11 protein-coding genes and 1 pseudogene are annotated in these 11655 nt (G+C 68.6%); 3 read left to right on the top strand and 9 right to left on the bottom strand.

Features of this window, described 5'->3' with window-relative positions; all coding sequences use genetic code 11:
• A partial coding sequence (locus A3CU_RS53975; protein WP_043841805.1) for a hypothetical protein occupies window positions 1-181 on the bottom strand: 181 nt, incomplete at its 3' end.
• 79 nt (window positions 182-260) lie between these two features.
• Between A3CU_RS53975 and A3CU_RS45635 the strand changes: the two are divergent.
• Window positions 261-896 (top strand): annotated as a pseudogene (locus tag A3CU_RS45635) (IS630 family transposase); the annotation flags it as partial.
• A 557-nt stretch (window positions 897-1453) separates the two neighbouring features.
• Here the strand turns inward: A3CU_RS45635 and A3CU_RS0119975 are convergent.
• Complete coding sequence (locus A3CU_RS0119975) at window positions 1454-1864, bottom strand: VOC family protein (protein ID WP_027943810.1); 411 nt, start codon at window positions 1862-1864, stop codon at window positions 1454-1456.
• A 182-nt stretch (window positions 1865-2046) separates the two neighbouring features.
• Here A3CU_RS0119975 and A3CU_RS45630 point away from each other — a divergent pair, with 182 nt between their 5' ends.
• Window positions 2047-3495 (top strand): AfsR/SARP family transcriptional regulator, encoded by a 1449-nt coding sequence (locus A3CU_RS45630; protein WP_052371888.1) that lies wholly within the window; start codon window positions 2047-2049, stop codon window positions 3493-3495.
• Window positions 3496-3650: 155 nt separating this feature from the next.
• On the opposite strand, the gene A3CU_RS52510 is transcribed toward A3CU_RS45630, so the two are convergent.
• The 5 genes from A3CU_RS52510 to A3CU_RS0119950 form a co-directional block, all read right to left on the bottom strand.
• Window positions 3651-4157, bottom strand: a complete 507-nt coding sequence (locus tag A3CU_RS52510; RefSeq protein WP_156960431.1) for a hypothetical protein — start codon at window positions 4155-4157, stop codon at window positions 3651-3653.
• Window positions 4158-4553: 396 nt separating this feature from the next.
• Entirely contained in the window at window positions 4554-4772 is a 219-nt protein-coding gene (locus tag A3CU_RS0119965) for a 4Fe-4S dicluster domain-containing protein (RefSeq protein ID WP_027943809.1), read from the bottom strand.
• The gene (locus A3CU_RS0119960; RefSeq protein ID WP_027943808.1) at window positions 4772-5572 is read right to left on the bottom strand and encodes a thiamine pyrophosphate-dependent enzyme; all 801 of its coding nucleotides are present in this window, start codon (window positions 5570-5572) and stop codon (window positions 4772-4774) included. Before A3CU_RS0119960 ends, A3CU_RS0119965 begins: the two co-directional genes overlap by 1 nt.
• Window positions 5572-6663 (bottom strand): hypothetical protein, encoded by a 1092-nt coding sequence (locus A3CU_RS0119955; RefSeq protein WP_027943807.1) that lies wholly within the window; start codon window positions 6661-6663, stop codon window positions 5572-5574. The genes A3CU_RS0119960 and A3CU_RS0119955 overlap by 1 nt, the downstream gene beginning before the upstream one ends.
• Window positions 6660-7226: a 2-oxoacid:ferredoxin oxidoreductase family protein gene (locus A3CU_RS0119950; RefSeq protein WP_043841753.1), complete on the bottom strand. Its 567-nt coding sequence runs from the start codon at window positions 7224-7226 to the stop codon at window positions 6660-6662. Before A3CU_RS0119950 ends, A3CU_RS0119955 begins: the two co-directional genes overlap by 4 nt.
• Before the next feature lie 116 nt (window positions 7227-7342).
• Between A3CU_RS0119950 and A3CU_RS0119945 the strand changes: the two genes are divergently transcribed.
• Window positions 7343-8944 carry an acyl-CoA synthetase gene (locus A3CU_RS0119945; RefSeq protein WP_156960429.1) on the top strand — a complete coding sequence of 534 codons (1602 nt, stop codon included), beginning with the start codon at window positions 7343-7345 and terminating at the stop codon, window positions 8942-8944.
• 9 nt (window positions 8945-8953) lie between these two features.
• Here the strand turns inward: A3CU_RS0119945 and A3CU_RS45625 are convergent, their stop codons facing one another.
• Complete coding sequence (locus A3CU_RS45625) at window positions 8954-9814, bottom strand: SDR family oxidoreductase (RefSeq protein ID WP_043841751.1); 861 nt, start codon at window positions 9812-9814, stop codon at window positions 8954-8956.
• 9 nt (window positions 9815-9823) lie between these two features.
• Entirely contained in the window at window positions 9824-11521 is a 1698-nt protein-coding gene (locus A3CU_RS0119935; RefSeq protein ID WP_027943804.1) for a 3-ketosteroid-delta-1-dehydrogenase, read from the bottom strand.
• Window positions 11522-11655 lie beyond the last annotated feature (134 nt).

Raw genomic sequence — 11655 nt, 5'->3', positions numbered from 1 at the left:
CAAGGACCGCCTTGGTCATCTGGTTGAGCAAACCGTCCGCGCCGTCCAACGGTGTGCCCGACGCCTGCGCGTCCTTGATCAACGAATCGATCGTCGCCGGCGAGAGAGCTTCCGCCAACCGCCGCGCCGCCGCCTCATCCGTACGAGCCGACGACCCGCCAGACGATGTGTCCTTAGTCACTCGGTGTCCCTTCCGACCAGCTAACCAGCCAGTCGATCATGGATCACCTCCGACCTACACAGTTGGCATGACACGCCCCACCGACCCGGAACTCGAGCCCAAGATCCGCGACGTGGTGGGCCTGTATCTCAACCCGCCAGCGAACGCGGTCGTTGTCAGCGTTGACGAGAAATCGCAGATCCAAGCCCTGGATCGAACCCAGCTCGCATTGCCACTGCGACCAGGCCTGCCCGAGCGGCAGACCCACGACTATGTCCGCCACGGAACGACAACCCTGTTCGCCGCATTGGAGGTCGCCACCGGCAGGATCAGCGCCGACGCCTGCTATCCACGGCACAGCAACACTGAGTTCCTGGCCTTCCTGAAGAAGGTCGCCAAGGCCCACCCACGCGTCAAACTACACGTCGTGGTCGACAACTACGCCACCCACAAACACCCCGACGTGCAGAAATGGCTGGACCGCAGCAAACGCATCACCCTGCACTTCACTCCCACCAGCTGTTCCTGGCTGAACATGGTCGAGATCTTCTTCGGCATCATCACCCGCCAAGCCATCCGACGCGGCACCTTCACCAGCGTCAACGACCTCGAAGACACCATCCGCGACTTCATCGACGCATACAACCACCGAGCCAAACCCTTCACCTGGACCAAAACCGCCGACGAACTACTCACCAAGATCAACCGTAAACAAAACTCAGACACGCGACACTAGTGCCCCTTCCTCCACCACCCACCGCTTGCCCCGCCGGGCCGGCAACGGACGCCACCGTCCACTCCTCGGGTCCTCAGCCACTTCGTCCAGAATCCGGCCAAGGCCGTACTCCTCGATATCGGCCAGAGTGGTTCCGTCAATACATCTCGCCACCCGTGGAACCGTCATCCCGGATCGGCCTTGGCCAGCCGGTACAGCGCATGCTGCAAAGCACGAACCGGGTCCATCCTGGACCCCAGCGCGGTGGAACTAGCCTGACCGAAGACATCATGCACGCACGAAGCAGCGGCCCTTCCCTCACCGGCGGTCATGTTGTCCACCCGGCTCGATCAGTACTACGACCGCCTTCCACACCCTCCAGGCACCGACCCCGGCTACACACCAGTTACAGGACGAGCCTTTCCACGCCACACGCAGCACGTTTCGGCCGGGAAGCGCCTCCCCAGTTCCCGCTGTCACCGTGCCCTCGTACACCGAGGAGTGCCCTTCCGATGATCTTCACCGCTTCCATGGCCGTCACCGTGAACCGCCCTCCTCATAGCGCTGGACGGGGCGGGCTACTCGGTCAGAAACAGGCAGAACGGGTGTCCGACGGGGTCGAACACGACTCGGACGCGGTCTTGCGGTTGGAATTCGGCGAGCGTCGCACCGGCTTGTTGTGCCCAGGCCACGGCGGCGCCGAGGTCGTCGACGGCGATGTCGAGGTGCGTCTGCAACTGCTGCTCACCCGTAACCGACGGCCATACCGGCGGCACGTAGTCGGCTTCGTACTCGAAGTTCAGGGCCGGGCCCGTGGAACTAGCGGGCGGGCGGATCTGCGCCCAGCCATCTTCAGGCGGAAAGCCCGCGCGTGGCGGCTCCGTCGAGGTAACGGCCCAACCCAAGAGTCTGCTGTAGAAGGCGGCGAGTGCGCGCGGGTCGGGCGCCGCGATCGAGACCGAGGTCACGCGGAAGTTTGGTTGGACCACCCGCCGACGATATCGACATAGCCGGAGCGGTGGAACCGGACCAACTTCGCTTACCCGACTGGTCTTGGCGTTCCCTCTTGAAAATCTGAGGAAGAACAGAACCAAAATGGTCCGCACAACGTCAGACTCTCGTGGTGTGACAGAAGAGACGGTAGTGTCACACCTCTGCGACGGGAGGGACGATGGAAGCCATCGGCGGGGAACCTGCCGCGGCACGGCAGGTGCTGGTACTGGGTCCGGTCGGGGTCGGCGCGGGTGACGAGGTCTTTCGCCCCAGTTCTGCCGTCGCCGCGCGGCTGCTTGCGGCGCTGGCCACACGGTCGGGCCAGGCGGTGCCCGACGACGTGCTGCGTGCGCAGGTGTGGCCCGGCGATCCCGGCGACCGGGGGGCGAAGCTGGCCGTCACGGTGCACCGGCTGCGCGGATGGTTGAAGACCGTCGCCGGCTCTGCGATCGGCATCGGCCGCGGCACCGACGGCTACGTACTCGAAGGCGACACGGACGCGGCACAGTTCGGTCGGCTTGTCGCTGCCCGGCAGGTGGATCCGCAGAAGCGCGTGGAGGCGCTGGCCGAAGCGCTCCGGCTGTGGCGCGGCCCGCTGCCGGACTTCCTCGATCCGGCGGCGGCCGCGGCGCTGGAACGCACCCGGCGCGAGGTGATCGGCGAATATGGCCGGCTGTTGCTGGAGAGCGGGAGGACGGCCGCCGCGCTGGCGATCGTCGAGGAACCGGCCCGCACGAATCCGCTCGACGAGGATCTGCAGGCGGTCCGGATCGAAGCGCTCGCGATGGCGGGTCGCCGCGCGGATGCGCTGGCCGCGTACCACGAACTGCGCAGGCAACTCCGCGACGAGCTCGGCGTCCATCCGGGACCGCGGGCACAGGCAGCCCTGTCCAATGTGCTCGGTGAGAGCACTCCGGCCGTTCCGTGGGTGGCCCCACGGCCCGCTCAGTTGCCGCGCATGGTAACGCCCTTTCGCGGGCGGGCAAGGCAGCTTGCCGAGTTGGATGGGCTGCTCGCCACGGCGGCTTCGACGGTTGTCACGGTCACGGGCACGCGCGGGTGTGGCAAGACCGCGCTCGCGACGCGGTGGGCGCACCAGATCGCCGAGGAGTTCCCCGACGGCCAGGTCTTCCTGGACCTCCACGGCTCCTCGGACGAACCCAGCACACCGGTACGAGCACTCGCCAGCGTGCTCCGCTCGCTCGGGGAACCCCACATAGCGTCCGATGCGGACGAGGCCGGGGCGCTGTTCCGATCGGTCACCGCGGAGAAAAGCCTGCTGCTGGTCCTGGACGACGCCGCGTCGGCGGAACAGGTTCGGCCGCTACTGCCCGGCGCGTCGACCTGCCTCACCGTCGTCACCAGCCGCTACCCGCTCGACGAACTGACCGCGGTCGACGGAGCGGCGCGCGTCGAACTCGACGCGCTGCCCGCGGACGAGGCGGTCGCGCTGCTCGCCGCGCTCCTCGGAGAGGAACACGCCGACGACCATTCGCGGGCACTCACCGAGTTCGCCGAGGCCTGTGAACGCATGCCCATGACCCTGCGCACCGCAGCCACGGCGCTGCACAGCCACCTTCGGCAGACCGTGGTGCGCCACCGATCGTTAGCCGTGCCGGTGGCCTGATCCGTCGTCGCCCGGCCGGAAACTGCCGTTCGACACGCCGTCTCGGCTCGCGACACCCGGCCACCCGCGCGTCCGCCGAGGCGATGGCCGGGCTTTGGCGCAAGGCCGTGAGGTGACGTCAGGTCGCCAGCGCAGCCTCAGTCGTTGAGATCGTCTCAATAGGCTTGTACCGCAATAGTAAGAGTTTCCACCTGCGTAGAACTCATGTAAATGGTGGTGACAGGGATATCCTGACTGCCGTTGTTGAAGCCTAAGTTGAAATCTTGGCCGGTTTGGTTCTGGCCGATGGTCGCGCAGATGGCGCCCCCCGGGTCGGAACAAGCCGTGGCCGAGGTGGAGAGCATCGGTGGAATGATGGACACGTACAGTCCCTCGCCTGGAGCGACTGTCAGGCTCGTTCCCGTACCACATGGGGTCAGGTTGGGACTGAGGTACGTCGTGCAATCCCCACCAAAGCCGCCCCCCTTGGGTGTGCTTGCAACCCGCTCGGTGGCCTGGCTGCTAGCGGCACTCGCGTGCGCTGCCGACAGCAATAGTGTGCTGCTTTGGCGATCAGGGAAACCGTTGTGAGCGGTCGCCGCCGAGGCCGGGACGAAGCCGGCTACAGAGAAAGCAACTGCGAGGATCGCGCCGACACAGAGCGCGGTGAGTCTCTTACGCATGGCAACCTACTTCGGTGACCGGATGCGGTCAGATACCCACGCCTGATTTGGCTCTGCGCACGTATGGCCCCGTCCGGTCCGAGAGCGGACGCACTGGCCATAATTCAGCAGTGACCATGACCAGCGCATGGGGTATGTGTGGCGAGCAACAGTTCACATCGCCCGGGCGGGGTCGACGTCAGTTGGCAGACTGTAGCTGCGTTGACGGCGGCGACGCCGACCACGCAAAGACCTGAGGGTTCTGCCCTGCAAGTCGAAGCCCACCTTAGGCCTGGGCGATCTGACCGCCTAGGGCAAAAAGTCCCATATGGATAGACCCGTTCGGGGTAGGTCGGCTTTCGTCGCGCCCGAGTTCTCGGTTCAGGATGCCATGTTCCCGGTTCAGGCAGCTGAGTTCTAGGTTTGGTCGAACCGGTAGACGGCGAAGACGGCGTCGGGGCAGACGATCTGGCATGCGGTGCATCCGGTGCAGCCGTCGTGGAGTTCCGGGTAGCGGTAACCGGTCTCGTTCACCTCGCCGGACATCGTCAACACGCCTGGCGGGCAGGCCGCGATGCACAGCTCGCATCCCTTGCAGCGCTCGGTGTCGATCACCAGGGTGCCGCGGGCCGCCATCAGTCATCACCTCGCCGGAGCGGCCGGGAACGGAGGTCGCCGAGCGGGTAGACCCGCTCCATCGCCTCGGCCATGTAGTCGGGTCCCTGCGGCGCACCGACGAACCAGCCGGTGGGGCACATGGTGAGAATCTCGACCAGGCTGAACCCCTCCCCCGCCAGCTGGGCCTCGAACGCGGTGCGGATCATCTTCTTGGTGCGCATGACGCTGCCGGCGGTGCCGACCGCTCCTCGCGCCACGTAGGCGACTCCGTCAAGGCTCGCGACGATGTCCGCGACCGCGATCGGATGCCCGTGCTGGCGCGCATCGCGCCCTTCGATGCTGGTCTTGGTGCGCTGGCCGAGTACGGTGGTCGCGGTCTGCTGGCCGCCAGTGTCGCCGAAGACGCCGTTGTTGAGCAGGATGCACGTCACGTTCTCGCCCCGTGCGGCGGTATGGATCACTTCCTGCAGACCCTCGTTGACCATGTCGCCGTCACCCTGCAACGTGAACACCCCGACGTCCGGGCGCATGCGCTTGATGCCGGTGGCGCAGGACGGCGCCCTGCCGTGCAGGCACTGCAGCACCTCCACGTCCATGATCCGCACGAAACTGCCGTAGCAGCCGTGTCCGACCACTCCGATCGACTTTCGCACGAGATCCAGTTCCTGCAACGTTTCCAGCAGGATCCGCAGCGCCACCGGCTCGCCGCAGCCGGGGCACAGCGAATGCTCGCCGAGCACCAAAGACGGCCGGAAGTCCGCGACCTTGCGGCCGGCCGGCTCCGGCGGCCGGTCGGTGGGGATGAGTTCCCGCGTCATTACCGTCCTCCTTCGGCCGCGGCCGCCAGGATGCGTTCGCGGATGCGCGGCGCGTCCAGCAGCGGGCCGTAGGCCAGGCCGGACTCGTGGATGCTGACCCCGCCGATGAACCGGATGGCCGACCGGTCGTGCGCGTACTGGCGCACGTCGTCCAGCATCTGTCCCGCGTTGAGCTCGAAGACGAGCACCCGGCGTGCCCCGCGGGTGGCCGCCGCCAGCGCCGGCCCCGGAAACGGCCACAGCGTGATCGGCCGGAACCAGCCGATCCGATGGCCTTCGGCACGCAATTCCTCGACGACGTACTCCACGAACTTCGCCGCGCTCCCGAAAGAAACCACCACGGTGTCCGCGTCCTCGACGTACCCACTTTCGCTGCGCTGCTCGGTTTCGGCGATCCGATCGAACTTCGCGGCGACGTCGCGCCAGTGCCGGTCGGGGCCGGGGCCCGGGTCGGTGGCCTTGCCCATCGCCCAGGTCCAGACCTGACGGGAGTGCCCGCTGCCGCCGGTCGTGCCGTCCAGCGCCCAGTCCCGCGGCGGTAGCTCGCCGAACTCGATGCGCCGCAGATGCACGCCCACTCTGGTCTGCGCCAGCAACGGATCGCCGTACAGGATCGTCGGGCCGCGGTGCAGCTCGGCGAGATGGAACAGCAGCTGGGTGTGCTCCACGGCTTCCGGAATGTCCTTGGGCGCCAGCGTGATCGTGCGGTAGTCGCCCCAGCCGCCGCCGCGCGTGGCCTGGAAGTAGTCCTGCTGGTTGCGGGCCATGTTGAACACGACCATCGGCGTCTCGTTGAGCGCGGCCTCCGCGATGGCCTCCTGCATGAGCGCGATCCCCTGCCCGCACGACCCCGTCGCGGCGCGGGCACCGGTCGCGCCCGCGCCCAGCGCCATGTTGACGCCCTCGATTTCGCTCTCGGCGTTGATGCACACGCCACCGGCGGCCGGCAGCGCCTTGGACATGTGCTCCAGCAACGCCGTGAACGGCGACATCGGATAGCCGGCGAAGAACCGGCACCCGGCCAGGATCGCGGACTCCCCGATCGCGGCGGCACCCTCCATCAACCGAAGCCCGGTCGTCTCCGCCGTCATATCGCCGCCCCCGCGCCGGCGACCGCGGCCGCACCGGCCTTCAGCGCCGCTGCGTTCGTCGCCGCGTGCTGACGCCGGTAGGGCGGCAACAGCGACGTCATCGCCGCCACGAGGTGATCGTGGTCCACCAGACCGGTGAGGCCGGCGAACGCGCCGAGCAGGATGAACCCGGCCGCCTGCGGCGCACCCAGCTCCGTGGCCATCCCGGTGGCCGGCACCTCGACGACCCGGTGCGTTTCGCCGGCGGCGGTGGCGTCCACAATGGAGCTGTTGAGCAGCAGCAGCCCGCCGGGCCGCAGCCGTTCGGGCACCACGCCACTGAACTTGTGGTTGGCCACGATCGCCGCATCCACCGCAGGCAGGATGGGCAGGGCCCGCAGCGGCGCGGCCCCGATCACCACCGAGGCGTTCGACGGCCCGCCCCGCATCTCCCCGCCGTAGTCCGCGGCCAGCATCGCGTGCTTGCCGGCATCGGTCGCGGCCAGCGCCAGCGTCTTGCCGATGAGCTGCACACCCTGGCCTCCGATGCCGAAGATGACGACCGCTGTCTCCGGGCCACTCATGTCAGGCAGGCTACGAGCGCAACCCCACCGAACCCATCCACACTCCCGGTGAGCGGGAATATGGTCCGGGTCGATACTCGAAGCACTTCCGGCACTCCCGACGAATGCGAGAGCACATGAGCGAGGACACCGTACGGGTCAGCGGGGCGATCTCCCGGGCCCGCCAGCACGCCGTGGGCGATCTGTTGCGCCGCACGGCCCTGCGTTACCCGGACAAGCTCGCCATCGTCGCGGGCGAGCGACGGGTGACCTTCGCGGAGTTCGATGCCGCGGTGAACCGCTGCGCCAACAATCTGGCCGTCCAGGGCCTGGCGAAGGGCGACCGGCTCGCGCTCCTGTCCCACAACTCGTGGCAGTACGGCGTGCTCGCCTTCGCGGCCGCGCGCCTCGGCGTGGTGCTGGTACCGGTGAACTTCATGCTGGGCGCCGAGGAAATCGCCTACATACTCACCCACTGCGGTGCCGCGGGCATGGTCACCGAGGACACGCTCGCCCCCACCGCCGAGAAGGCGATCGTCTCGGCGGGCCTGAGCGGGGGCGTGCGGGGGTGGATCTCGCTTTCCGGCACGGCGCCGACCGGCGACTGGGAAGACGTCGACACCTGGATCGACTCGGGTTCCGACGCGGCGCCGGACGTCCTGGTGGCCGATGACGATCCGCTGCGGCTGATGTACACCTCGGGCACGGAGTCGCGGCCCAAGGGCGTGTTGCTGCCGTCGCGGTCGTTGATCAGTCAGTACGTGTCGTGCGCGATCGACGGCGGGATGAGCGTGGACGACGTCGAGATCCACTCGCTGCCGATGTACCACTGCGCGCAACTGGACTGCTTCTTCTCCGTGGACGTGTATCTCGGTGCGACCAGCATCATCCTGCCCGGACCGGACCCGGCGACGGTATTGGCGACGATCGAACGGGAGAAGGTCACCAAGCTGTTCTGCCCGCCGACGGTGTGGATCTCACTGCTGCGCCACCCCGATTTCGACAGCCGGGACCTGTCGAGCCTGCGCAAGGGCTACTACGGGGCCTCGCCGATGCCGGTCGAGGTGCTGCGGGAGCTGCAGCGGCGCCTGCCGCAGGTGCGGTTGTGGAATTTCTACGGGCAGACGGAAATGGCTCCGCTGGCCACGATCCTGCAGCCGCACGAGCAGTTGCCCCGCGCCGGTTCGGCCGGCCGGGCCTCGCTCAACGTGGAAACCCGCGTGGTGGACGAGTTCGACCGGCAGCTCCCACCGGGCGAGGTGGGCGAGATCGTGCATCGCAGCCCGCACGCCGCGCTGGGCTACTACCGTGACGACGCCAAGACCGACGAGGCCTTCCGCAACGGGTGGTTTCACTCCGGCGATCTGGGTGTGTTCGACGAGCAGGGCTACCTCACGGTGGTCGACCGCAAGAAGGACATGATCAAAACAGGCGGGGAGAACGTCGCCTCCCGCGAGGTCGAGGAGGCCCTGTACCGGCTCGACGGCGTGGCCGAGGTGGCGGTGTTCGGTGTCCCGCACCCGCACTGGATCGAGGCCGTGACCGCGGTCGTCGTGCCCAAGGAAGGCGTGGAGTTGACCAGGCAGCAGGTGGACGCGCACGCCCGCGAAGTGCTCGCCTCCTTCAAGCGGCCCAAGTACGTGGTGTTCGCCGACGCCCTGCCGAAGAACCCGAGCGGCAAGATCCTCAAGAAGGACCTGCGCGCACGGCACGCCGGCCTGGCCGAGGCCACCGGCTGAAGCGACGGCTCAGCGGGAGGCGTTCCCGGCGAACCTGCTGCGGAACGGCGCGGGCGGCCGGCGGCCGGCCAGTTGGGTGGCTCGGTCCGCCATCGCCTTCAACACCATTTCGGGCTGGGTCACGATGTAGAACTCGCCCTGCGCCGCCTGTTCCATGATCGTCTCGGCGGCCTCGGCGGGCGTGATCGCGCGCTCGTGCACCGCGAGCATTGCCCGCCGCTGCCGCTCCGCGGCATCGACGTCGCCCTCTTCGACGCCCCCGGCGCTGGAAAAGATGTTCGACTCGACCGCGCCGGGCAGGACGGCGGCCACCGACACGTCCGCGCCGACGAGCCCGATCTCCTGGTGGAGGCATTCGGTGAGACCGAGCACGGCGTGCTTGCTCATCACGTACCCAGCCTGTAGCGGGACGGAAACGACCGACCCGATCGACGCCATCACGAGCAGATGGCTGCGCCCCTCATCGGCGATCATGCTGGGCAGGAACGCCCTGACTCCGGTGAAGACACCGTTGATGTTGACGTCGACCAGCCGCTCCCACTGCGCGACCGGGGTGTCCCAGACGTAGCCGAACTGCTCCAGCCCGGCGTTGAGCACCAGAAGCCGCACGGGGCCGAGTTCGGCGCGTACCCAGCGGGCGAGTTCGGCCACGCGGTTGGCGTCCCGCACGTCGACCTGGTAGGGCACGCCCCGTCCCGGTGCGCCGAGAGCACCCGCTACCCGCTCGGCCGCGGCCCCGTCGATATCGGCCACCACGACCGTCATCCCGAGCCGCTCGGCAAGATGGTGGGCAAGGCCCTCGCCGATCCCGGAACCGGACCCGGTCACGACGGCGATCCCGCCGCCGAACAATTCCTGCTGGGTCGCCATGGTCGCTCCTCATGCCTCGCCGAGCGCGGCGTGCTCGGCGACGATGGTGCCGAACACCAGCCCCTGACCGATCGTCGCGCCCGCGCCGGGATAGGTGTGGCCGAAGGCGTTCGCGGCCGTGTTGCCCAACGCGTACAGCCCGCGCATCGGCGTCCCGTCCGTCCGCAGCACCCGGCCGTGCCGGTCCGCTCGCAAGCCACCGCACGTGCCCAGGTCGCCCAGGACCACTCGCACCGCGTACAGCGTTCCCGCCAGCGGTCGCAGGTTCGGGTTCGGGGCGACGGTGGGGTCGCCGTAGTAGCGGTCGTAGGCGCTGGCCCCACGGTGGAAGTCGTGGTCGGTTCCGGTGGCGGCCAACGCATTGAACCGGGCGAAGGTCCCGGTGAAGGCGTCCACCGGCACGCCGACCGCTTCCGCCAGCTCGCCCGGGGTGGCCGCGCGGTGCGCGATTCCCGCCTCGAACCAGGCCGGGGGAATCGGCATCCGCGGGAACAGCGACCCCGCGAACACGTACCGATTGCGGTAGGCCTGGTCGAAGACCAGCCACATCGTGCCGACCGGGTCACCGGCCCGCTCGCGGGCCTGCACCGTCTGACCGAAGGACATGTAGTCGGTCGCCTCGTTGACGAACCGGTTCCCGGTGCCGTCGACCATGAACGACCCGGGCAGCGACCGTTCGGCGAGCAGCACCTGCGGCGAGCGGCCGGGCAGCGGGGCCACCTCCGGGAACCACCACGCCTGGTCCAGGCAGGCGACGTCCGCACCGATCTCCTGGGCGAGGCCGATCGCGTCACCGGTGTTGCCCTCGCTGCCCAGACTCCAGCCCGCCTCGATCGATTCGAGCTGATACTTGCGCCGCATCGCGAGATCGTGGTCGAAGCCGCCCGCGGCCAGCACAACGCCGCGCCGGGCGGTGACGGTGACCTCCCGCCCGTCCTGCACCAGCCGCGCGCCGGTGACCGTCTCTCCCTCGGTGAGCAGGCCGGTCAGCGCGGTGCGCGTCCACACCGGAATCCCGGCGCGCAGCACGCCGGCGTAGAGGCCCGCGGCCAGTGCCTGGCCCCCGGCGAGGTACTCGCGGCCGACTGCGAGCCCGCCGATCCCTTGCGCCGCGCGGCGGAGCACCCGCGGGAGGGCACGCAGCGGCGCCCGCGTCAGGAGGTTCATCCACTTGTAGTCGGCGCCCGTGACCGGCATCGGCACCGGCGCCTTGAGCAGCCCCGGGCGCAGGCGACGTCGCTGGGCTCCCAGCACCGAGGCGTCGAAGGGGCGGCTCTCGCAGGTCCGGCCGACGGCCGACCCGCCGGGCAGCTCCGGGTGGTAGTCCGAATATCCCTTGGCCCAGAAGAACTTCAGCGGGGTGGTCCGTCGCAGCATCTCCACGGTCTGCGGGCCGTGGTCGAGGAACGCCTGCCAGCGTTCCTCGGGCGCGGTATCGCCCACGGCGGCACGGGTGTACTCCACGGCCCGTTGTGGCGAGTCGGCGGCCCCGCTCTCGGCCAGGATCGGGCTCGCCGGGATCCAGAAGGCCCCGCCCGACCGAGCGGTGGAGCCGCCGACGTAATCGGTCTTCTCCACGATCAGCACGTCCAGCCCGCGCTCGGCGGCCGCGAGCGCGGCGGCCATGCCGGTTCCCGAGCCGATCACGAGCAGGTCGACGCTGGTGTCGCGAGCGGGTGCCGGCGCGAGCGGTTCGGTGACGGACATCGGGCCTCCATTGGAGCGTGGACCGGGTCGGTAGGCATTTAACCAAGCGCTTGGCGCACTGAATCGGGCTACGACGGAGCCGACGCTAGGGAGCTTGTCTCACTGCGACTACCGGGCATCCCGGTGAGCGGGAA

It is taken from the genome of Amycolatopsis taiwanensis DSM 45107 (assembly GCF_000519205.1).
Lineage (GTDB): Bacteria > Actinomycetota > Actinomycetes > Mycobacteriales > Pseudonocardiaceae > Amycolatopsis_E > Amycolatopsis_E taiwanensis.
Note: the sequence above shows the minus strand (reverse complement) of the source record. Positions and strands in the feature narration are given on the sequence as shown.